The 24100-nt window shown below is 48.9% G+C and carries 19 protein-coding genes; 15 read left to right on the top strand and 4 right to left on the bottom strand.

The features are described from left to right. The first annotated feature begins 11 nt into the window (after nucleotides 1-11). Together maiA and A1OO_RS06690 are read left to right on the top strand one after the other, a co-directional pair. On the top strand, nucleotides 12-632 hold the full coding sequence (gene maiA / locus A1OO_RS06695) for a maleylacetoacetate isomerase (protein ID WP_017004525.1): 621 nt from the start codon (nucleotides 12-14) through the stop codon (nucleotides 630-632). 8 nt (nucleotides 633-640) lie between these two features. Then, complete coding sequence (locus tag A1OO_RS06690) at nucleotides 641-2596, top strand: acetoacetate--CoA ligase (RefSeq protein ID WP_017004524.1); 1956 nt, start codon at nucleotides 641-643, stop codon at nucleotides 2594-2596. A 72-nt stretch (nucleotides 2597-2668) separates the two neighbouring features. On the opposite strand, the gene A1OO_RS06685 is transcribed toward A1OO_RS06690, so the two are convergent. Further along, nucleotides 2669-3178 (bottom strand): FxsA family protein, encoded by a 510-nt coding sequence (locus A1OO_RS06685; protein ID WP_016960687.1) that lies wholly within the window; start codon nucleotides 3176-3178, stop codon nucleotides 2669-2671. A gap of 428 nt (nucleotides 3179-3606) precedes the next feature. Between A1OO_RS06685 and aspA the strand changes: the two genes are divergently transcribed. The 8 genes from aspA to A1OO_RS06645 all read left to right on the top strand — a co-directional run bounded on the left by aspA (nucleotide 3607) and on the right by A1OO_RS06645 (nucleotide 12967). Continuing rightward, nucleotides 3607-5067: an aspartate ammonia-lyase gene (aspA, locus tag A1OO_RS06680; RefSeq protein WP_017004523.1), complete on the top strand. Its 1461-nt coding sequence runs from the start codon at nucleotides 3607-3609 to the stop codon at nucleotides 5065-5067. Nucleotides 5068-5287: 220 nt separating this feature from the next. After that, a complete protein-coding gene (locus A1OO_RS06675; RefSeq protein WP_016960685.1) occupies nucleotides 5288-6595 on the top strand; it encodes an anaerobic C4-dicarboxylate transporter in 1308 nt (435 codons plus the stop codon). Nucleotides 6596-6774: 179 nt separating this feature from the next. Next, complete coding sequence (locus A1OO_RS06670) at nucleotides 6775-8583, top strand: protein-disulfide reductase DsbD (RefSeq protein ID WP_017004522.1); 1809 nt, start codon at nucleotides 6775-6777, stop codon at nucleotides 8581-8583. Nucleotides 8584-8718: 135 nt separating this feature from the next. Then, nucleotides 8719-9357, top strand: coding sequence for a response regulator transcription factor (locus tag A1OO_RS06665; RefSeq protein ID WP_016960683.1), 639 nt, complete (start codon nucleotides 8719-8721; stop codon nucleotides 9355-9357). A 128-nt stretch (nucleotides 9358-9485) separates the two neighbouring features. Continuing rightward, a complete protein-coding gene (locus A1OO_RS06660) occupies nucleotides 9486-10118 on the top strand; it encodes a MarC family protein (RefSeq protein WP_016960682.1) in 633 nt (210 codons plus the stop codon). 191 nt (nucleotides 10119-10309) lie between these two features. Next, complete coding sequence (locus A1OO_RS06655; protein ID WP_016960681.1) at nucleotides 10310-10582, top strand: DUF4212 domain-containing protein; 273 nt, start codon at nucleotides 10310-10312, stop codon at nucleotides 10580-10582. An 11-nt stretch (nucleotides 10583-10593) separates the two neighbouring features. Continuing rightward, the gene (locus A1OO_RS06650) at nucleotides 10594-12321 is read left to right on the top strand and encodes a sodium:solute symporter family protein (RefSeq protein ID WP_017004521.1); all 1728 of its coding nucleotides are present in this window, start codon (nucleotides 10594-10596) and stop codon (nucleotides 12319-12321) included. Nucleotides 12322-12478: 157 nt separating this feature from the next. Then, on the top strand, nucleotides 12479-12967 hold the full coding sequence (locus tag A1OO_RS06645; RefSeq protein WP_016960679.1) for a hypothetical protein: 489 nt from the start codon (nucleotides 12479-12481) through the stop codon (nucleotides 12965-12967). A gap of 56 nt (nucleotides 12968-13023) precedes the next feature. Here A1OO_RS06645 and A1OO_RS06640 read toward each other — a convergent pair whose 3' ends face one another. The 3 genes from A1OO_RS06640 to A1OO_RS06630 form a co-directional block, all read right to left on the bottom strand. Further along, complete coding sequence (locus A1OO_RS06640; RefSeq protein WP_017004520.1) at nucleotides 13024-13242, bottom strand: hypothetical protein; 219 nt, start codon at nucleotides 13240-13242, stop codon at nucleotides 13024-13026. 1 nt (nucleotide 13243) lies between these two features. Then, a complete protein-coding gene (locus tag A1OO_RS06635) occupies nucleotides 13244-16696 on the bottom strand; it encodes a PAS domain-containing hybrid sensor histidine kinase/response regulator (RefSeq protein WP_017004519.1) in 3453 nt (1150 codons plus the stop codon). A 104-nt stretch (nucleotides 16697-16800) separates the two neighbouring features. Then, nucleotides 16801-17976 carry a 3-phenylpropionate MFS transporter gene (locus A1OO_RS06630; protein ID WP_026024008.1) on the bottom strand — a complete coding sequence of 392 codons (1176 nt, stop codon included), beginning with the start codon at nucleotides 17974-17976 and terminating at the stop codon, nucleotides 16801-16803. A gap of 189 nt (nucleotides 17977-18165) precedes the next feature. On the opposite strand from A1OO_RS06630, the gene A1OO_RS06625 reads away from it, so the two are divergent. The 5 genes from A1OO_RS06625 (at nucleotide 18166) to accB (ending at nucleotide 24096) form a co-directional block, all read left to right on the top strand. After that, entirely contained in the window at nucleotides 18166-19971 is a 1806-nt protein-coding gene (locus A1OO_RS06625) for a DUF294 nucleotidyltransferase-like domain-containing protein (protein WP_017004516.1), read from the top strand. Nucleotide 19972: 1 nt separating this feature from the next. Further along, nucleotides 19973-20596, top strand: a complete 624-nt coding sequence (locus A1OO_RS06620) for a 3'-5' exonuclease (RefSeq protein ID WP_017004515.1) — start codon at nucleotides 19973-19975, stop codon at nucleotides 20594-20596. 230 nt (nucleotides 20597-20826) lie between these two features. After that, nucleotides 20827-22776: an acetate--CoA ligase gene (acs, locus tag A1OO_RS06615; protein ID WP_017004514.1), complete on the top strand. Its 1950-nt coding sequence runs from the start codon at nucleotides 20827-20829 to the stop codon at nucleotides 22774-22776. A gap of 382 nt (nucleotides 22777-23158) precedes the next feature. Further along, complete coding sequence (aroQ, locus tag A1OO_RS06610; RefSeq protein WP_026024007.1) at nucleotides 23159-23614, top strand: type II 3-dehydroquinate dehydratase; 456 nt, start codon at nucleotides 23159-23161, stop codon at nucleotides 23612-23614. 26 nt (nucleotides 23615-23640) lie between these two features. Beyond that, nucleotides 23641-24096, top strand: a complete 456-nt coding sequence (gene accB, locus A1OO_RS06605; protein WP_017004512.1) for an acetyl-CoA carboxylase biotin carboxyl carrier protein — start codon at nucleotides 23641-23643, stop codon at nucleotides 24094-24096. Nucleotides 24097-24100: the final 4 nt, after the last annotated feature.

The raw sequence follows: 24100 nt of genomic DNA, 5'->3' as shown, positions 1-24100 counted from the left end.
AAGAGCGAGCTTTGAAGCTTTATGACTACAGTAAATCGTCAGCCTCATACCGCGTTCGTATTGCGCTCAATGTTAAGGGGCTGAGCTACCAGCCCCAATCAGTATCGTTACTCGACGGCGACCAAAAAAGTGATGGCTATATGGCGATTAATCCCAGTGGGCTGGTTCCCACCTTGGTCGATAATGGTCAAGTCTTGACGCAATCGCTGGCAATCATCGAATACCTAGAAGAGGTATACCCATCCCCTTCGATATTGCCAACAGATAGCGCTGCACGCGCCAAATGTCGAGCTTTAGCACTAGACATTGCCTGTGATACCCACCCTTTGAACAACCTTCGGGTACTCAAACACCTGACTGGCCCAATGGGGCACAGTGAAGACGAAAAATTGGACTGGTATCTGCACTGGCTCCGCATTGGACTGAGTGCAGTAGAAAAGAAAGTGGAAGGTACACAAACCGCGTTTTGTTGTGATGATGTTCCAACACTTGCCGATATTTTTCTTGTTCCACAGCTGTTTAATGCCCGCCGCTACCATCTCGATTTGACCCCCTACCCAACACTGAAAAAGATAGAACAGCACTGCCAGGCCTTACCCGCCTTTGAGCAGGCGCATCCAGACAATGTTTAGGAGCAAGCATGTCAAATCAGCCTCTGTGGCAACCTAGCGCAACGCGTATCGCGAATGCCAATCTGACAGCGTTAATTAACACGATAAACAGTCAGTACTCGTTGAAAATCACCCATTACGACCAGCTGTATTCATGGTCAATATCAAACAGCGAAGCCTTTTGGAAAACCTTATGGCAATTTGCTGGCGTGGTCGGTGAACAAGGCGAGCGCATCGTCGATAAGCCAGACAAAGACCCCAATAAAAACAGTCGCTGGTTTCCAGATGCCAAATTGAATTTTGCAGAAAACCTGCTGCAATGGGCAAAAGACATACCCGATAAGGACGCCATCATCTTCTCTGGGGAAGATGAGAAAGCCATTACGATGTCTTGGGCAGAGCTCGTGCGCCAAGTCAGTTGCATTGCCGCCTACCTCAAAACCTGTGGCGTTGAAAAAGGTGATGTGGTGGCAGGCTACCTTCCTAATATCGCAGAAACTGTGGTTGCGATGTTGGCCGCGTCTTCGCTAGGCGCGATTTGGACATCAACGTCGCCAGATTTTGGCACGGACAGCGTGCTAGACCGTTTTGGCCAGACACAGCCCAAAGTGCTGTTTACTACTGACGCCTACCATTACAACGGTAAAACACATGACAACCTAAATAAAGCCCGTGCAGTGCGAGATGGGGTCGACAGTCTCTCCCACATGGTTGTGATCCCTTATGTCGGCGGTACACCGTTAAACAACGACGAGACATGCTGGCGCGCTCTGTTGGCCAAGCCTGCCGAGGCATTAACGTATACACGCGTAGGCTTTAATGATCCGCTCTATGTGCTGTATTCATCCGGTACGACAGGTAAGCCTAAATGCATTATTCACAGCGTCGGCGGCATGCTGCTCAATCATCTGAAAGAGCATCAGCTTCATTCTGATGTGAAAGTGGGCGATCGCGTTTTCTATTTCACCACCTGTGGTTGGATGATGTGGAACTGGATGGCAAGCGCACTGGCGAGTGGCGCGACACTGGTATTGTTCGATGGCTCACCGTTTTACCCTGATGCTGGTGTGCTTTGGCGGTTAACCGATGCACAAAAAGTGACGCTATTCGGCACATCCGCGAAATACCTGGAAGCCTTAGAAAAACAAAACTATTCGCCAATGCGCGAACATTCACTCTCCACCCTGCGCACCCTGTGCTCAACCGGCTCAGTGTTGGGCCCAGAGCAGTTTGATTACGTCTATCAAGACGTCAAAAACGATCTGCAACTGAGCTCAATCGCCGGAGGCACCGACATTTGTGGCTGCTTTGTGTTGGGAAGCCCAATCTCACCGGTATTCCGCGGTCAAAGTCAGGTTCGCGGCTTGGCGCTTGATGTTGAAGTGTTTAATAGCGAAGGAAAGCCTGTTCGCGATGAGAAAGGCGAGCTGGTCTGTTGCAACAGCTTCCCTAACCAACCCGTGGGTTTTTGGCTCGATACCGATGGAGCGCGCTACCACAAAGCTTACTGGGACAAGATTGAAGATATCTGGTTCCATGGCGATTACGTTGAGCTGACTGATGAAGGCGGCATGCTGTTCTTTGGCCGTTCAGATGCCATATTGAACCCTGGTGGCGTGCGCATTGGCACCGCTGAAATCTATCGCCATGTTAATCAGATAGACGAAATTTTAGATTCTGTCGTTATTGGTCAAGACTGGCAAAACGATGTGCGTGTCGTCTTGTTCGTCAAATTGAAGCCAGGTGTTACATTAGACGAGGGTCTAGAACGAAAAATTCGCACCACCATTCGCTCCAGCTGCACACCAAGGCACGTGCCCGCCAAGATTATAGCTATTACGGATATTCCGCGTACCAAATCAGGAAAACTGGCAGAGCTTGCAGTGCGTGACGTGGTGCATGGTCGCGCAGTGGCACAGCTGAGTGCCTTAGATAACCCTGAATCGCTAGATCAATATAAAAACAGACCGGAATTACAGCACTGATCTCCGTAAGCCAAAACACACAAAGCCAACCGTGGGGTTGGCTTTGTTGTTTCTATCCGCGACTATCCAAGATCAGTTCAAACGATCAGTCTCGTCTTTTTTGCGCTCGTACTCACCTTCAAACGTACTGCCATTTGCAGATTTATCTCGAGGTTGCCCATCAGCTCGCTCGCCAAAGGGATCATGACCAAACGGACCTTGTTGCTGAAAGCCACTTTGAAAGCCAGCCACTTTCACGCGACTCATCAATTGCTTTGCCAGCCATGCTCGCGGCCACGGCAATAGAAATGCCATGCCCATCGCATCGGTCATAAAACCGGGCGTCAATAGCAAAACACCCGCAACGGCCAGCATCACACCTTCCACGATTTGCTGTGCAGGCAATTCGCCTTGCTGCAAGCGCTGTTGCACAGAGATCAGTGTTTGCAGCCCCTGACTGCGAACCAAAGACGCGCCCACAATCGCAGTCAACAAAATCAACGCCACTGTTGGCCATAGACCCAACACGCCGCCAACTTGAATAAACAAGGCAATCTCAATAATAGGGACAGTAATGAACATCAAAAGCAAAATAGGAAACACGCGTACACCTCTTTCTCATTCTGAGGGCGACAAACTTCACCGCCATACTAGCATTGCTAAATAACGAATGCTGACGGTTGGAAAAAACTAGATAATGGGTTCAACAAAGCACAGGTGCTTTTTAGGCAATTATCAAAAAAATTAGCGTTAAGGTACAGATTTTAACAGTATCAATACGTTTCGATAGCTCGATAAAACAATGAGAAACAAGCGCAATGAAGATCTAGATCACATAACTGTGCAATTAGTCTGACTTCGTTTTAATTGGTGATCTTTCTCATGTTTTTACGGCAATGTAGGAGTAAAATCCATTAGCATAAATCGGATGAAAACTTACACTCATCCAGCCAAAATCTCTGGTGAATGGACTCTACAGCGAACTTTATGGCTATTAATTATCCAAAATAAGTTTCATTTAGGGCCAAACTATGTCACAGACGATTGATCTCGAAAAAAACCTGACTTTCCCTCATCTCGCGACCCGTATCGAAGAAGATTTACTCGGTGAACGCCATGTTCCTGCCGATGCGTATTACGGTATTCATACCCTTCGAGCGATCGAGAATTTCAATATTTCACGCACCACTATCTCAGATGTTCCTGAGTTTGTTCGCGGCATGGTATTCACCAAAAAAGCCGCTGCAATGGCCAACAAAGAGCTAGGGGTTATCCCTGCAGATGTAGGTGACTACATCATCAAAGCTTGCGACCTGATGTTGGACACAGGCAAATGCATGGACCAGTTCCCTTCTGATGTATATCAAGGTGGCGCGGGTACCTCGGTCAACATGAACGCCAACGAAGTGATTGCCAACCTTGCGCTAGAACTCATGGGCAAGGAAAAAGGCGACTATGACGTGGTCAATCCAAACGATCACGTCAACAAGAGTCAATCAACCAACTGTGCTTACCCAACGGGTTTTCGTATTGCGGTATACAACAGCATCCTGACGCTGATGGATTCTATCAGCTACCTGCAAAGCGAATTTGAAGGCAAAGCGGAGCAGAATAAGAACATTCTGAAAATGGGTCGCACCCAGCTTCAAGATGCCGTGCCTATGACGGTTGGCCAAGAATTTCGCGCCTTTGCTGTCCTTCTAAAAGAAGAAGTGAAGAACCTGAAGTACACCGCCGAATTGTTGCTAGAAGTTAACCTTGGTGCGACCGCTATTGGCACGGGTCTAAACGCAGCTGCAGGTTACCAACAACTGGCCGTTCAACGTTTGGCTGATGTGACTGGTCTTAACTGCACATCAGCGGAAGATCTGATTGAAGCAACCTCAGATTGCGGTGCCTATGTGATGGTTCACAGCGCACTTAAGCGCCTCGCAGTGAAACTGTCGAAAATCTGTAACGACTTGCGTTTACTGTCTTCTGGCCCTCGTTCTGGTCTTAATGAAATCAACCTGCCAGAAATGCAGGCGGGGTCTTCTATCATGCCAGCGAAAGTTAACCCTGTGATCCCAGAAGTGGTGAATCAGGTGTGCTTTAAAGTCATTGGTAACGACACCACGGTAACCTTCGCAGCAGAAGCGGGTCAGCTTCAGTTGAACGTTATGGAACCTGTAATTGGTCAGGCACTGTTCGAATCTATTGAGATTCTGTCTAACGCCTGTATCAACTTGGGTGAGAAATGCGTTAATGGCATTACCGTGAACAAAGAAATTTGTGAAAGCTATGTCTTCAACTCCATCGGCATCGTGACTTACCTCAATCCATTTATCGGCCATCACGAAGGTGATATCGTCGGTAAAATCTGTGCTGAAACCGGCAAGAGTGTGCGAGATGTTGTGCTTGAGCGCGGCCTTCTAACGGAAGAGCAGCTCGACGATATCTTCTCTGTCGAAAACTTGATGCATCCGCAATACAAAGCGAAGCGCTATAACTAAGTGTCAAATCATGGGTACTCACAATGAGTACCCATTTTTTTGCTTTAAAGCCCAAAACCGTGGTGATTCACAGGGCTTGATGTAAAGCAAACGAAGAGATTTTTAACGCTGTTATTGCGCCCTAGAAACCATATAAACATCTGGGTTAAAGGCACAAAAGCACGGATTGAGAGTCGCTCCGTTTGTTTTTTCATTTTCATCATTTGAGCAGGAGTTACCCATGGTAGCAGTGGAGTTGTTCGTCGTTCTCGCCTTTATCTATTTAGGTGCGCGGATCGGTGGTATTGGTATCGGTTTAGCCGGTGGCGCGGGTGTTATCGCCCTTTCATTATTTTTGGGCATGCCAACCAGCCAAAGTTACATCCCTATCGACGTTATTTTGATCATTATGTCCGTGATCACGGCCATTGCAGCGATGCAGGTTGCTGGCGGTATGGACTGGTTGGTTGAAAAAGCAGAGAATTTCCTTCGTAAGAATCCAAAGCAAATCACCTTCTATGCGCCGATCGTAACCTATTTAATGACACTAATGGCTGGTACAGGGCACACGGCGTTTTCAACGCTACCTGTTATTGCAGAAGTGGCTAAAGAACAAGGTATTCGTCCATCTCGCCCACTTTCTATCGCTGTGGTGGCATCGCAAATCGCCATCACTGCTTCTCCTATTTCGGCGGCAGTGGTTTTCTTCTCTGGCATCCTTGAGCCTCTTGGTATTGGTTACCTAACGCTACTGGCGATCTGTATTCCTACTACTTTTATTGCTTGTATGGCGGGCGCTTTTGTCGCGAACTTCATGGGCTGCGAACTGAAAGACGATCCTGTTTATCAAGAACGTCTGGCAAAAGGACAGATCAAGCTGCAAGGCACAGAAAAGCGTGTTATCGCGCCGACAGCGAAAAAAGCGACTTACATCTTTTTGGCGGCGATCGTCATTGTAGTGAGCTACGCCGCAGCGATTTCGGGCTCAATTGGCTTGATTGAGAACCCAACACTTGGGCGTAATGAAGCCATCATGACCTTTATGCTGGCAGCCGCTGCACTGATTGTGCTGACCACGGGCATTGATGCGTCGAAAATTGCCGAAGCACCAACCTTCCGCTCGGGGATGACAGCATGTGTGTGTGTACTGGGTGTGGCATGGTTAGGATCAACCTTCGTCAATGCACACGTTGATGGCATCAAAGAAGTGGCAGGCACCTTACTGTCTGAATACCCGTGGATGCTAGCAATGGTTTTGTTCTTTGCTTCCATGTTGCTTTACTCGCAAGGTGCTACCACGGTTGCATTAATGCCTGCCGCACTGGCCATTGGCGTTGCACCATTAACGGCAATCGCTTCTTTCGCCGCCGTTTCTGCGCTGTTTGTATTGCCAACCTACCCAACTTTACTGGCCGCGGTAGAAATGGATGACACTGGCTCAACCCGCATTGGTAACCTGGTGTTCAACCATCCCTTCTTCATTCCGGGTGTCGTCACCATTAGCACCTCGGTTGCGCTAGGCTTTGTGGTTGGTGGCATCATTTTGTAACCAACACCTCACTCGACAAAGGGCTCTTAGGGGCCCTTTTTCTTTTTTCACAGTCGATCAAACAACGCCCAACCGCCTAAAATTATTTAACTGACACTTTCTGGAAACGAATTCAGCCTTTTCCGGTCTCAGTGATATAGTTTGTTCCACTCTTAGGTAAACAGTTTCTGATGAAGGCTATGTCGACAATAGGCTCACGATTTATCGCCATTTTTGCGCTTGCGCTAATGAGCGCATTTCCCGCACATGCAGAGTTTTCTCTGTTTAACTCCCCCGCACCCTCAATTGATAGTACGCCGAAATTTGTACCTGTTGATCAAGCGTTCCCCTTCAACTTCACGCAGCAAGGCGATCGTGTTTATCTTGATTGGCAGGTAATGCCTGGGTATTACCTCTATCAAGATAAGTTTGAGGTAAAAGTCAGCGAGGATGCAAAAGTTGGCTCGATGGAGATGCGCCAAGGCCAACCTTACAAAGATGAATTCTTTGGCGACGTCTTGATCTATAAAAAACCATTAACCGTCACGGTGCCAGTTCTTAGCGCCACTGACAGCTCATCGCTAAATGTCACCTACCAAGGCTGTGCCGATGCAGGTTTTTGCTATCCACCAGAAACCGTAAATGTCCCGCTAAGCGCAGTGACTAGTGGTACTTCAACAACAGACAAAACACCCACTGTTACCCAAAACCAATCAGAAAAAACGGCAACACGAATACCATCTTCTGGCTCACAAACGGATGTGAGCAGCTTGGCAGACAACTGGTGGCAGCCTTTGTTGTTTTTAGGTTTAGGCATTGGCCTTGCTTTTACGCCTTGCGTACTACCTATGTATCCAATTCTCACGGGTATCGTGCTAGGTGGCGGTAAGAAAACACATGGTCAGACATTCAAGCTCTCCATGCTTTACGTTCAAGGCATGGCACTGACTTACACCTTATTGGGATTGGTCGTGGCTTCGGCCGGTTTGCAATTTCAAGCGGCGTTTCAACACCCCTATGTGTTGATGGGACTAAGCGCACTGTTTGTTGTGCTAGCGCTGTCGATGTTCGGTGTATTTAACCTGCAGCTTCCGACGGGTTTGCAAACCAAGCTCAGTGAAATGAGTAACCATCAAAAAGGTGGCAGCAGCGCGGGAGTATTTGCGATGGGAGCAATTTCCGGACTAATTTGCTCTCCGTGCACCACGGCTCCACTTTCTGGCGCTCTGCTTTATGTCGCGCAAAGTGGCGATCTGCTTACTGGCGCGGTCACGCTTTATGCACTCGCGCTAGGTATGGGTATTCCATTGATTATTGCAGCGATGTTCGGCAACAAGCTGTTACCAAAAGCTGGCGCATGGATGGATAAAGTCAAAACCTTCTTTGGTTTGATACTGCTGGCAGCCCCGATCTTTCTTCTGGAGCGCTTACTGATGGAAGAGATCAGCATATGGCTATGGGCAGTGTGGCTGCTTGTCTCTTTGGGATGGCTGTATCACATCAGCCGAACACTCCAACCAGGCAAGCTGGCGAGCATCTTAGGTATCATTGCGATTCTAGGGCTCAGCACTGGTGCGGCATACACCTACAACGCATTGTTTGTTAACAGCGTCAAAGCGGACATTCCTGAGGTTAACTTTACGCGCATCACGTCTATCGACGATTTGAATCGCGAGCTGGCCGCGGCTAAACAAGCAGGCAAGCCGGTTATGTTGGATTTCTATGCAGATTGGTGCGTTGCATGTAAGGAATTTGAAAAATACACCTTCCATGATTCAAAGGTGGCACCGCAATTACAAGACATTGTGTTGCTACAAGCGGATGTCACCGCCAACCGACCACAAGACATCAAACTGCTCATATCATTGAATGTGCTTGGGCTACCAACGCTAGATTTTTGGGATGCTGACGGCAAGCCAATGCCCGATGCTCGCTTAACCGGTTTTATGGGGCCAGCCCCCTTTCTATCTCACTTAGCTCAAAATCAGCTGATTAATTCTCAGGGTTAATTGCACTCAAACTTGATCCCCCCGACATTGCCTACTGATGACGGGGGATCAAGCTCTTACTTCCCACCTATGCAAATTGATCAATTTCATGCCCAGTGTTAGCTTTTTTGTTAAAGAGGTATTAACGAAATCGCTATGGACGCTCAATACACCATTGTCATCGCTGACGACCACCCCTTGTTTCGCAATGCACTGTTCCAATCAGTGCACATGGCGATCAGTGGTGCGAACCTGCTTGAAGCAGATTCGCTTGATAGTCTATCTGCGCTTTTAGAAAAAGAACCTGATATTGATTTGCTGCTGCTGGATTTGAAAATGCCCGGCGCCAATGGCATGTCAGGACTTATCCATTTACGGGTGCAATATCCAGAACTCCCGATCGTGGTCGTATCTGCCAGTGAAGAAGCCAGCGTTGTCCGTCAGGTGAAAGCCAACGGTGCGGTGGGTTTTATTCCTAAATCCAGTGATATGCGAGAGTTGATTAACTCCCTAAATCAAGTGTTAGACGGCGAGCCATGCTTTCCTGAGGGCGTTGATTTTAGTGGTCATAGCGATGAAGAATCGCTAATGGAAAAGGTCGCATCGTTAACACCTCAACAATACAAAGTGTTAGGTATGTTATCTGACGGTCTGCTCAACAAACAAATCGCCTATGAACTCAATGTATCAGAAGCCACCATTAAAGCGCATATGACGGCAATTTTTCGCAAGTTAGGGGTGAAAAATCGCACTCAAGCGGTTATTTTGCTTCAACATAGTTCACCCGATCATTAACCACATTTAAACCCCACTTTACCAAACAGACAGCAAGCTGAAAGCAAGGTGTGGTATCATCTTCAATCATAGCTTGCCGCTCTGGCTCGCCATCTTTTGACCTTCTCTACTCGACTAGGAGGCCATACTTGCTTAGCGTATTAATCACCCAGTTCGTCGTCCTTTGGGCTGTCATTGACCCCATCGGCTCCGTCCCTGTTTACCTCTCACAAACCAGCCATATGACCAAACAGCAACGACGTGTCGTGGCTGTTAAAGCCGTACTCATTTCAGCGTCCATCCTGCTGTTCTTTCTTATCGCTGGCCAGTTTTTGCTCGAAGCGATGCAAATTCCACTGCCTGCCTTTCAGGCTGCAGGCGGTTTAGTCTTGCTGTTATTTGCCTTAACGATGATTTTTGGCGAGAGCAAACCCGATCAAGAGACCAAAATGAGCAGTGATACGCTCACACGATCAGACCTGTCAGCAACCGCAGTATATCCGCTAGCCGTACCTTCTATTGCGTCGCCCGGCGCCATGATGGCCATTGTGATGCTCACCGACAATCACCGCTTTGCCCTCGCCGAACAAGCCATGACTGCGGGCATTATGATGCTGGTATTAGTGGTTACCCTACTGCTGCTGTTAAGCGCCAGTGTGATCCACAAAATCATCGGCCAAGTGGGCGCATCCATCATAAGCCGCGTTATGGGCTTAATCCTTGCAGCCGTTGCAACCAACAATTTGCTACAGGGCATTCTCGATTTTTACACCTTAGCCTAAAGCCTATTAGACCTTTGGCTTGGTTAACATCCCATTAACAAGCCAAAGGTTGATCCCTCGTCACACAATCCCCTATAGCACAATCAGTTACGGACTTATTTCGCTCGACTAAAGTTGCAGTGTTTCCTCCCATCTAGCCTGCTATTGTCGAAACGTAACAATCCGTTAACTCGGCACTTAAGGAGATGGTGATGTCTGAGGAACAGAAAAGAGATAACGCCCAAGCTTACTGGCAAAAAAATGTCAGGCTAATGATCGGCTTATTAGTGGTTTGGTTTGTGGTGTCGTTTGGTTGCGGCATCCTGTTTGTTGATGAGCTTAATCAATTCCGCATCGGCGGCTACAAACTGGGCTTTTGGTTTGCACAACAAGGGTCAATTTATACCTTCTTAGCAATCATTTTTATTTACGCTTTTCAGATGCGCAAACTCGACCGTGAGTTTGGCGTAGAAGACGACGAGTAAGGAGCTGTATCATGGATTTGAAAACCGTTACTTATCTTGTCGTAGGTTTTACGTTTGTGCTCTATATCGCCATCGCGATTTGGGCTCGCGCAGGAACAACGAAAGAGTTTTATGTTGCAGGCGGTGGGGTTAATCCTGTTGCAAACGGCATGGCAACAGCCGCCGACTGGATGTCTGCAGCGTCATTTATCTCAATGGCTGGTCTTATCGGCTTTATGGGATACGGCGGCTCAGTATTCCTGATGGGTTGGACTGGTGGTTACGTTTTGCTGGCTCTACTTCTGGCGCCTTACCTGCGTAAGTTTGGTAAATTTACTGTGCCTGAGTTTATCGGTGAACGTTTCTATTCAAACACTGCCCGTATTGTGGCCGTTATTTGTTTGATTATTGCTTCTATCACCTACGTTATCGGTCAGATGAAAGGTGTGGGAGTTGCATTTGGTCGCTTCCTTGAAGTGGACTACGAAACTGGCCTGTACATCGGTATGGCGATCGTATTCATGTACGCGGTATTCGGTGGCATGAAAGGCATCACCTATACCCAGATTGCACAGTACTGTGTCCTCATTCTCGCATACACCATTCCTGCTATCTTTATTTCGCTGCAACTTACTGGTCACGCTCTGCCACAAATTGGCTTAGGCAGTACCATGACAGGCACGGATACTTATCTGCTCGATCGGCTTGATCAGGTGGTGACCGAACTCGGGTTCAGCGAATACACAACATCAGTACGCGGTGACACCCTTAACATGTTCGTCTACACCTTGTCACTGATGATTGGTACCGCAGGTTTACCACACGTTATCATTCGTTTCTTCACTGTACCTAAAGTACGTGACGCACGTATCTCTGCGGGTTGGGCTCTGTTCTTCATCGCGATTCTCTACACCACTGCGCCAGCTGTTGCTGCAATGGCACGTTTGAATCTGATGGACACTGTGAACCCTGCTCCGGGTCAGCACCTTGTTTATGATGAGCGTCCTGACTGGTTCAAGAACTGGGAGAAAACGGGTCTGCTTGGTTTTGACGACAAAAACAATGACGGCGAAATTAACTACACCTCAAGCGCTGCAACGAACGAGCTGAAAGTTGACCGTGACATCATGGTTCTGGCGAACCCTGAAATCGCACAACTGCCTAACTGGGTGATTGCATTGGTTGCAGCGGGTGGTCTCGCAGCAGCACTGTCTACGGCAGCGGGTCTGCTATTGGCTATCTCTTCCGCGGTGTCTCATGACCTGTTGAAAGGGGTCATGATGCCGAATATATCCGAGAAGAACGAGCTCATGGCGAGCCGGATAGCAATGGCCTTTGCCATCGCCTTTGCCGGTTACCTCGGGCTCAATCCGCCCGGGTTTGCCGCCGGCACGGTGGCGCTCGCCTTCGGTCTAGCAGGCTCCTCTATCTTCCCTGCTCTGATGATGGGTATCTTCTCGAAGACCATCAACAAAGAAGGTGCGATAGCGGGTATGATCGCAGGTATCAGTGTCACCCTGTTCTACGTATTCCAACACAAAGGTATTTTGTTTGTTGCTGACTGGAAGTTCCTGCAAGACTGGGGTAGCAACTGGTTCTTTGGTATTGAGCCAAACGCATTCGGTGCTATCGGCGCGTTGATTAACTTCACTGTCGCTATCGCAGTATCACGCGTAACAGCGGAAACACCACAACACGTGAAAGATCTGGTGGAACACGTGCGCATTCCTGCTGGCGCAGGCGATGCACAGTCACACTAATCTTCTTTATACAGCTGCTAGCAGCCAAGGAAGCGACAAGCTTCTAAAAAGAAGGGCATAAGCATCACGTTAACGCTAAAAAGCCCCTTTATGGGGCTTTTTTTAATGTATGTTGAGCCCATAAGCCCAAGGATGAAAGCGGAAATAGTTACGTATTATGTTAAAAAACAAGCATATAATTGCAGCAATGCTCATTGCTCCTATCTTAGCCATCATCGCGTATTTCGGTGTTGATCTTGCTGTCAGTGAGAAGCCACATGTGGCGAAGGAAGGGCAGTCTTATAAGTTGGTACCAGGCTCAAACTGTCGATATACCAGCGGTATCTGTACATTGGAAAATGGCGACTTCAAGGTCAAGCTGCGATCCGAGCAGCTAACAGACAATGCCTTAGCCATTAAGCTTATTTCTGACTTTCCTCTAGAGGGTGCCAAAATCAGCTTGGTGCAACAAGAAGGGAGAAATGCTACACCCGTCGACATGACCACAAATAACCAAGATAAAAAACAATGGGTTGCCGATCTTCCCGCACCATCAACAGAAGAAAGTGAAATTCATTTAGTGGTTAAAGCAGACGGTACGCTTTACTACGCAGAAACCCCAGCAGTGTTTGCCGAATATAAAACCCTGTTTACCGAAGACAAATAACGTCAGCGTACGCTCACTGTCTCTGTGCGTGTAATGCGCCAAAGATAAGTCGGATGTTATTGGCCCACGAGATAATGTTTGGCAGCAGAAATAACCGCTGCCACTCTTCCTTCATGCTCCTGCTCTGAAAGCCAGAACGTCACATCTACCCAGCCATCCGTTCCCATCATTGCCAGTTCGACAACCTGTATTTCCACCGTCAGTGGATCCCAAGCGCCTTCTGCACGAATAAGACCCGCTTCTGTATCTAACCTTGGTATAAAGAATGCTTCCATGTTAATTCGCTTTTGGTTGAAGCAGGGCTCTTAACTTCAAGGGCTTAACCGGTTTTGCGATATAACCAAAACCCAGATCGCGTATCAGCGTTCGAGTATCCACTGTGCGATCCGCGGTAATAATGGCACCGACAAACTCTTCTCCTAACATTTCCCTGCAACGTTGCAATACATCTAACCCTGTTAACGACGGCGCTAAATGATAGTCACTGAGAATGGCATCAGGTCTCAAGCCGCCTTCTAACAAACTGACGACTTCTTCAAGATCTTCTGCAACATCAACTTGGCATCCCCAGCGGGATAACAAGCTTTCCATACCGGAAAGAATGTCCCTTTCATTATCCACACACAGCACACGAACCCCAGACAACGGTTCGGCAATTTTCACCGATTCTTCAGCCACAACCCCAGTGTTACAATACTGAGGCAATGCGGTGTCACGTTGCGCTGTGATCGAAAATACAGTTCCTTCGCCTGGCCATGATCGCAGACCCAGCGGCTGGTTTAGAATACGGCTAATACCGCGCGCGATAGCAAGCCCAAGACCGAGTCCTAGCTCCGCTCCTTTACGATCGATACGCGTAAATTCATTAAAGATATCTTGTTGTCTGTCCTGTGGGATACCGGGACCGTTATCCCATACTTCAATACGGCATTGCGAACCTTGACGACGCACACCCAACAACACACGTCCGTCAGGGTTATAGCGAAAGGCATTGGTAAGAAAGTTTTGCAGTACCCTTCGCAGTAATCGTCGGTCAGAGCGAATCCACAAGCCGGTATGCTGGACGCGAAAATCCACGCCTTGTTGACGCGCTATCATGCCGAACTCAGCCGCGAGAGTAGAAAACACATGGGACAGCTCAAAATGGGTGATCTTGGCTTTCATCTTTCCGGACTCAAGACGCGAAATATCCAGCAAGTCACCAATCAAATCCTCTGCCGCGCCCAACGCACTTTCGATATGAGATGCCATTTTCTGTACGTCTTTGTCTTGCGCCATTTCACTGAGCGAAGAAGCAAACAAACGAGCGGCATTCATCGGCTGCATCAGATCATGGCTCACCGCGGCCAACAAACGACTCTTCGATTGCGAGGCGGTCTCAGCCTTGTTGGTGGCACTGATAAGACGGCGATTGAGAGATTCCAGCGCTTGAGTGCGTTCAACGACGCGTGCTTCCAGGGTTTCATTAGATTGTTTTAGCGCTTCTTCTGCGTCGCGAAATGCAGTGATATCGGTGAAACTCATCACAAACCCACCGCCGGGCATTGGGTTACCCTGCACTTCAATCACCCGTCCATCAGGATGAACACGTGATGATATGTGTGAGGAACCTTGGCGAAGATAAGAGACGCGTTTTTTAACGTGATCTTCAATTTCACCTGGGCCGCATAATCCTCGCTCAGCGTTATAACGCACCACATCAGCAATCGGCCTGCCGACTTGAATCAAATCTGGCGGAAAGTTAAACAATTCGACATAACGCTGATTCCACGCCACCAGCCTCAGTTGTTTATCCACCACAGAAATGCCCTGGCTAATGTGCTCAATTGCACCTTGCAGCAAGCCACGGCTGAAATCGAACAACTCAGAGGCTTCATCCACAATCGTGGCAATTTCTTCCAACTGCATGTTGCGCCCTTGCAGCGCAGAGGTCAGCACGAGTTTGGCGGACGACGCCCCAAACACCCCAGCAAGCACTCGCTCTGTATGACGAATCAATGCTGCACTGGCTTGCTGCTGCGGCAACAATATTTCACTGCGCTGCTCACCAAAGGTGCGAAACGTTTGACGCATGCGTGTTCGACCGACAAAGCGCGCCGCCAGCATCTCTAGCTCTGCCACTGTCACACGGCTTTGATACAGGCTGGAATCATCGCCCTCTGGTAACGGCGTGCCGACAAAACTCGCAGCTTGCAGGCGTTCGCTCAATGAAGGCCGAGTCGCCATTGAGACCCCAACAAAGCAAAACGTATTAACCATCAAACTCAACACCATGCCCCAATCGACCGGACTCAACGAACGGAAAAAAGGAATATCTGGCGGCGATAGCATCCACAGCACAATGTTGTTATTTTCATCTCCCGCCAACATCCCCGTTTGCATCATCAGCGTCATCAACCACACGATAAAACCTGACAGCAATCCGGCATAAACGCCTTTTTTGTTGGCTTGTCGCCAATATATTCCCGCCACTAATGGCGGTGCAAATTGAGCAATAGCCGCGAAAGAAAGAAAGCCGATGGAAGAGAGAGAAGGCACTTCAAGGATCAGTTGATAGAAACCCCATGCAGCGATGAGCAGCAGGAATATCAAGGCGCGACGCACATTCAGCAACAAGCCAGAAAATTGCGTAAAGTTACGATTAGATACTCGCATTCGGCGCAATAACTGAGGTAACACCAGATCGTTTGACACCATGATCGCCAATGCAATAGTCGACACAATCACCATGCCGCTGGCCGCAGATGCACCGCCCAAGAATGCCAACAGTGCAATGCCTTCGTTACCCATTGAGAGTGGCAATTGGATCACATGCGTATCGGCCGACAAGTGGGGTAAGAAAATTTGCCCAGCGTAAGCCAAAGGCAACACAAACATGCCCATGAGAAGAAGATAAAGCGGGAACACCCAGCGTGCAGTATGCAAATCCTGCGCACGTGCATTTTCTACCACCATGGTATGGAACTGGCGTGGCAAACAAATAATGGCAGCCATGGTCAGCAGAGTATGAACTAAGAGCGCTCCCCACTGCGGTTCGCCCACCACATTAGTCTCTTTCAAACTCGGCAATGGCCCTGGTGCGTCGAGCAACATAAACACGGCAAACATGCCCACCACCAAAAACGCCACCAGCTTGACGATAGACTCAAAGGCCACCGCCATCATCATGCCTCGGTGATGCTCCGTAGAGTCAATATGGCGTGTACCAAACAGAACGGTGAACATTGCCAGTGACATACACACTAGCCAAGCGATCTGTCCTTGATTCAACCCTGCACTTTTACCAATGTCCGGCGCAATCACGTCGAGCCCCATGGTAATACCGCGAAGCTGCAACGCGATATACGGCAAGATCCCTAGCACAGCAATCACGGTGACCATCACCGCCAAACCTTGCGATTTCCCATATCGCGCGGCAATAAAGTCAGCAATAGACGTAATGTGCTCGCGTTTAGCGATCAAAATGATCCGAGCGAGGAAGCGCCAACCTATGGTGAAAACCAAAATCGGCGCTAAATAGATAGGAAGGAATGACCAAGGCTGACTGGATGCCTGCCCGACCGTGCCAAAAAAGGTCCACGAGGTACAATACACCGCAATAGAAAGGCTATATATCCATGGGCGCCAGCCTCGAAGCCAACGCGGGCGGCTATCGCCATACCAAGCAATTAAAAACAAAACCCCAAGGTAGGCCAGTGCCACGGGCACCACAATCCATCCAGCCGACATAAATCCTTCCATGACATGCGGTTATCAATCGCTTATTTACCACGACGGCTGCACTGCAACAACGTGCAACCTAATCCCCGTGAGCTACCTCTCCCTGAACCGCGCTAAGACTTTGCACACACGGCACTGTTTTTGGGTTGAGTCATTGGCAACGAGAGAAACAAGACGGGCACACCTAATAGCGCCATGAGGTAAAAGCTATTACCTCCCCACAGCCCGTAAAATTCACCACTGAGCACAGTGAGCACCGCCATCACACCGCCCAGAGGAAGCGCACTGTATAACGCTTGCAACGCCATCACCCTATCCGCTGTTTGCTGCTGGATATATCGCATGGCTGCAATATGCGCGACACCAAAGGTTATCCCATGTAAAGACTGAGCGAAAACAAGCACACTCAGCTCTGTTGACCACCCCGTCAGCAACCAGCGAAGAATCACCGCACATGCCGCGAGACGAAAAAGAGATTGCACTGACCACCCACCGAACAGGCGCTGGCTGAACGCAAACATCAACACTTCCACCCCGACGCCCAAACTCCACAGATAACCGACCCATAAGTCCGAAACGCCCGATTGCGTCCAATGAATCGCGCTGAACGCATAGTAGGTCGCGTGACTGCCTTGAATGAGCGAAACAATGATGAAAAAAGTGATCACACTGCGTGATTTCAACACGTGAAGAATCGGCGGTCTGGCTAAGGGTTGCTGAGTTTCATTTTTTGGCAACGGGTTTGGCGAGAACAAACTCCAGCACCAAGTGATCAACAAAGCAACAGCGGCCATCGGCACAATCACCGATGAGCCAAACGTGTCGACCATGCTGCCCGTAGCCATTGAGCCTACAACAAACGCCAATGACCCCCACAGCCGTGCTTTGCCATAATCCACCAGCTTGCGACGATGATAGTGATTTGCCAACGCATCAGACACAGGAACCGCAGGCCCTATCACACTGTTAATCAGCACAGAAAGCACCGTCAACCAAAGCAAGTTCGGTGTGGCGATAAGGTGGAGAAAACCCACCGTCGCACCTAAAAAAGCCATCCAGCGTGCAGCAGGGAGTAAGTGTTCCGGCAAGTGAAAGCGTGGCGTCACTGTTAGGTTCACCACGAAACGGGTCATGATACCCGCTCCGAGCACTATCCCAATCTCATCTGGGGATAGCCCTAACCAAGCAAGCCATACTGACCAAAAAGGCAGATACACGCCGAAGGCGAAGAAAAAAGTCCCGTAATAAATAGAAAGCCAATGGAATGGCGAGGGACGATGAAGTTTCAAACTGGCGGATCCTTCTACCAAGGTTCAAAGAGTGGCTATTCTGACAGCGAAGCAAAAAAACTGATATACCCGAGTAACCTCAGAAATGTGACGAAGCCGCATAGACTAAAGTCGGCTGGCAAGCGTACGGGTGGTGAGACACACTGAGATATACATCGCGTGCCGTCTTTCCTATGCAAAGGAGTTGCCATGCCAGAACCATTTGATACCCACTCTCCGCCGTTTGATCGCTTGAATGTTAAACAGGCCAAGCATCTGCTTTCAGCACTCGATGTGGCGTACTATCGCCGTGGTGACACCCTGATTGATATTGGCGATAAAAACAGTGCGCTGAACATAGTGATCAAAGGGCGAGTGCAGGAAGTGAACCCTGAGACCAAAGAGATACAGGCACAATACATCAAAGATGACTTGTTCGACGCCCGCGCCTTGTTACTGGGCTATTCCCATCACTGCTATCGCGCAGTGGAAGACACGCTGTGTTACGTCTTGCCCAAAGCGGTTTTTGTTGCTCTATACGAAGAAAACCAAGCCTTCGCCGATTATTTCAATACCAGTTTCAGTCAACGAAAGCGCCTGCTAGAAAAAGCTCAACAGCAGCAAAATCTTGCTGAATTTATCCTGACGAAGGTGGATGAAAGTAATATCCAGCCCATCTTAACCCTCGATCACGATACGTCTATTCATGACGCCACACGGCAGATGCACAAGCAGCAACAAGATTGTGCGTTAGTCGCCATGAAAGGTAAATCGCACGATGTGGGCATTATCACGCGCACCAATTTACTCCATGCACTTGTCGAGGACGGCTGCTCACAGCAACACCCTGTTGGAGAGGTCGCGACAGCGCCAGTTATCAGCGTCGAAGTCGGCGAGTTTTTATTTAACGTCATGATTTTAATGACTCGAGATCGCGTAAAACGCGTCAGAGTCACTGAAAATGGCGGGACCGTGGGCATGCTCGACATGACGCAGGTATTAAGCCTGTTCTCGACCCACTCTCACGTTTTGACACTGCAAATCAACCGCGCCCATACCATCGAGGAACTGGCGCTGGCGGCTAACAATCAGCAGCAGTTAGTGGAAACCCTCACCAACAACGGCATTCACACTCAGTTTGTGATGGAGCTTATCTCTGCGGTCAACGAACAAATCATCGAAAAAGCCTTTCGTCTTACCATGCCTGAAGCTTTCTATGATAAATGCTGCCTATTTATCATGGGCTCGGAAGGGCGAGGTGAGCAAGTGCTCAAAACCGATCAGGACAACGGCTTGGTCATCGCTGACGATGCCGATTGGCCAGATGTGCAACACTACATGGGGAGATTTAGCGAAGTACTCAGCAGACTCGGCTACCCACCCTGCCCGGGCAATGTCATGGTAAACAACCCCCGCTGGGTCAAAACGCAAACTGAATGGCAAAAAGATATCCTATCACTGTGTCAGATATCCGATGAAGGCAGCTTAATGGACTTGGCCATCATCGCAGATAGCCATGCTGTCGCGGGCAATAAAGCCTTGCTCGACCCCGTATCGGCGCTGTTACGTGAAACGTTAAAAGGTAACATGCTGGCATTGAATACCTTTGTGCGCCCTTGCCTTGCTTTTCGAGTGCCATTGACTTTATTTGGCGGCCTTAAAACTGATAAAGAAGGGCTGGATGTTAAAAAAGGCGGGATATTTCCGCTGGTTCATGGCGTGCGCACAATGGCGCTCGAAAATGGGCTCACAGAAACCAACACCTTTGATCGCCTCAATGCACTGGTGAAATGCAACGCAATGGATCAGGAAAACGCGAATAACCTGACCGAAGCGCTCAAGCTTTTCGTTAAAACCAGATTGCGGCAGCAACTCGATAATGATGCGACGACCACTGGCAATCAACTGGATGTGACGCTATTGCCTCGCACCGAGCGAGACTTGCTGCGTGACTGCCTTAGCGTGGTGAAAAAATTCAAAGAACGGCTCGCGACGCATTATCAGGTCAGAGACTAATATGAACCTGTTGTCGAGATACTGGCACCGCTACCAATGGCGAAATACGCCTTACGCGCATTTGTTTGCCACCCCGACGGGTGAAGAAGTCGTTTCCCTTGATTGTGAAACCACCAGCCTCGACCCGCACAAAGCCGAACTTGTAACCATTGCTGCCACTAAAATTCGCGGCAACATGATTATCACCAGCGATCCCCTTACGCTCTCGCTACGCGCACCATCGTCACTCAATGCACAATCCGTCAAAATCCACGGTATCCGTCATCAGGATTTGAACAACGGATTATCTGAAAAAGACGCCATGCTGCATCTGATTGATTTCATCGAAAATCGCCCGATCGTCGGCTATTACATTCAGTACGACAAAGCGATCCTCGATCGGTACGCAAAACGGCTATTAGGCTTCAAACTGCCAAACGCTACCATCGAGGTGAGTGACATATACCGCAAAAAACTCGAACACATTCTTCCCAACGCCTACTTCGATTTAAGTATGGAGGCGATAGGACACCATCTCGACTTACCACTGTCTGGTCGGCATGATGCACTTGATGATGCCATCAGCGCAGCCTTGATATACGTACGTTTAAAGTATGGCGACGTGCCAATACCCAGATCAGCTTGAACCTAACGCAACTAGGCGCATTTAAGTGAGATCAATGCCTCAGTGTTAGGCTCGCAAGCTCACAAATCTCAGAGAAAACACACGCGTCATCCTAAAGTCTAATTGTCGAGAACCCTCATCTGACCGACCTTAATGTAACAAGACCGCAATACCGTACCCTATTCTTATATGATGCGGTCGCCAAATCAGGATGCCTGAAGGCATCACGCAGGAACACAAGGAGAAAGATAATGAGTGAGGTTCACCTGCACCCGGTCATGCCGGAGATTGAAGCAAACGCGCACGTAAACAACGACGGCTACCGTGAAATGTATCAGCAGTCTGTTGTTAACCCAGAAGGATTCTGGCGCGAGCACGGCAAAATCGTTGACTGGATCAAGCCTTTTACGAAGGTGAAACACACCTCTTTTGATACTGGCCATGTCGACATCAAGTGGTTTGAAGATGGCACACTCAACGTTTCTGCTAACTGTATCGACCGCCACCTTGAATCAAAAGGCGACCAAGTCGCGCTGATTTGGGAAGGTGACGATCCAACTGACGACAAAACACTGACCTATAGCGAGCTTCATACTGAAGTGTGTAAGTTCGCTAACGCATTGAAAGGTCAAGGCGTTCGCAAAGGCGATGTCGTGTGTCTTTACATGCCAATGGTACTTGAAGCGGCTATTGCCATGCTGGCTTGTACCCGTATCGGCGCTGTTCACACCATCGTATTTGGTGGTTTCTCTCCAGAAGCACTGGCTGGCCGCATTGTTGATTCAAACGCAAAAGTCGTGATCACCGCCGACGAAGGTGTTCGTGGCGGACGCGCTGTACCGTTGAAACAAAACGTCGATGCTGCAATGGCTAACCCTGCAGTAACGTGTGTTGAAAAAGTGGTGGTTTACCAGCGCACAGGCAATAACGTTGAGTGGCATTCTGACCGCGACGTATGGTGGCATGAAGCTACCGCCGTGGTATCGGACAACTGTGAACCAGAAGAGATGAGTGCAGAAGATCCGCTGTTCATCCTTTATACATCAGGTTCAACAGGCACACCAAAAGGTGTTCTTCACACCACTGGTGGCTATTTGGTTTATGCCACCATGACATTCAAATATGTCTTTGATTACCAAGAAGGCGAAGTCTTTTGGTGTACGGCAGATGTTGGTTGGATCACCGGTCACAGCTACCTGATCTATGGTCCGCTGGCAAACGGCGCCAAGACCATTTTGTTTGAAGGTGTACCTAACTACCCATCAACCGCTCGTATGAGCGAAGTCGTCGATAAGCATCAGGTCAACATCTTGTATACCGCACCAACTGCAATCCGCGCACTGATGGCGAAAGGCAACGAAGCCGTCGAAGGCACCAAGCGTGATTCACTGCGTGTCATGGGGTCGGTGGGCGAACCGATTAACCCAGAAGCGTGGGAGTGGTATTACAAAACCATCGGCGACAGCAAATGCCCGATCGTTGATACCTGGTGGCAAACTGAAACTGGCGGTATTTTGATTTCACCACTGCCAGGTGCAACCGCCCTGAAACCGGGCTCTGCAACCCGCCCATTCTTCGGTGTGCAACCGGCTCTAGTCGACAACATGGGTAACATCGTAGAAGGTGCTGCCGAAGGTAACTTGGTCATGTTGGATTCTTGGCCAGGCCAAATGCGTTCCGTCTTTGGTGACCATGAGCGCTTCGAACAAACTTATTTCTCAACCTTCAAAGGCATGTACTTTACCGGTGACGGTGCACGTCGCGATGAAGACGGTTACTACTGGATCACGGGCCGTGTTGATGATGTATTGAACGTGTCAGGCCACCGTATGGGTACGGCTGAAATCGAATCCGCACTGGTCGCTTTCGACAAAATTGCCGAAGCCGCGATCGTAGGTGTACCGCATGACATCAAAGGTCAGGCTATCTATGCGTACATCACGCTCAACTCTGGTGAAGTGCCAAGTGCTGAACTGACCAAGGAAGTGAAAAACTGGGTACGTAAGGAAATTGGTCCTATCGCGACACCAGATTTCATCCATTGGACAGATGCATTGCCAAAAACGCGTTCAGGTAAAATCATGCGCCGAATTCTGCGTAAGATTGCAACGGGCGATACCGGTACGCTGGGTGATACTTCCACACTGGCCGATCCCGGCGTGGTTGATAAACTCATCGCTGAGAAATCTAGCGTGGTTTAATTAATGTTCACTTAAGTCGATGAAAAGGCCGCATTGCGGCCTTTTCTTTTTCCTCTGTTTTAAACGCAAAACCAATACTCATCACCACAAATATCAACAATGCGCATATTTCTTGATGGGATCGAGATAACATTTTTCATTTCAAAAGTGATTAAATCGTGAACTATCGCGTCTTAATCCCAGTCATAAACCCGTAATCTATAACGCTGAAAGTCTTAACATGTCTGATTAGACCAGTATTTTGCTGCCATTTGCGGTGATTTCTCTATAATTGGCAGTTAGTGAATGGTCGGAGTGCCATTTATTGGCTCTCGCACCACGCGATATTGAAAAGCAGAAGTTACGCTCTTTTCGCCACAAGAACAGGAAGAAAGCGATCAATATGACGACAAATCGCAAAGTTTTACTACTTAATGGCCCCAACCTCAATATGCTGGGTGTTAGGGAGCCAGGACACTATGGACAGAAAACGTTAGATCAAATTGTCGCCGATCTGACTTCGCTTGCTGCACAACTCAACCTCCAGCTTGATCACCTCCAATCAAACGCGGAATACGCGCTGATTGAGAGAATTCATCAAGCCATGGGAAACGTTGATTACATCATTATCAACCCTGCTGCTTTTACACATACAAGCGTGGCGCTTCGCGATGCCATCCTTGCAGTAGGTATCCCATTCATTGAAGTGCACCTGTCCAACGTCCACGCACGCGAACCTTTTCGCCACCACTCTTACTTTTCTGATAAAGCAGAAGGCGTAATTTGTGGCCTAGGCGCAGACGGATATGAATTTGCACTGAAGGCAGCGGCGCGCCGCCTGCAGTCAGACGCCAACTGACAACAAATTTGAAGAGATGAGACAACATGGATATTCGTAAAATCAAAAAACTGATTGAGCTGGTTGAAGAATCAGGTATCGCTGAACTGGAAATTTCTGAGGGTGAAGAATCAGTGCGCATCAGCCGCGCGGTTCCTGCTTCTGCTCAACCTACCCAAATGTATGCTGCACCAATGGCCGCTCCAGCGCCTGCGCCAGTCGCTGCCGCGCCAGTTGCCGAAACACCTGCTGCTGCACCGGTTGAATCTGGTCATAAAGTACTTTCGCCAATGGTAGGTACGTTCTACCGTTCACCAAGCCCAGAAGCGCAATCATTCGTTGAAATCGGCCAGTCTGTGAACGTTGGTGACACACTGTGCATTGTTGAAGCCATGAAAATGATGAACCAGATCCAATCTGATAAAGCAGGTGTGGTGAAAGCGATTTTGTGCGTAGACGGTCAAATCGTTGAATTTGATGAGCCACTGATCATCATCGAGTAATCGA

It is taken from the genome of Enterovibrio norvegicus FF-33 (genome assembly GCF_000286835.2).
GTDB lineage: Bacteria > Pseudomonadota > Gammaproteobacteria > Enterobacterales > Vibrionaceae > Enterovibrio > Enterovibrio norvegicus_A.
The sequence above is the reverse complement of the archived record's forward strand: the minus strand, read 5'-3'. Positions and strand labels throughout refer to the sequence as shown.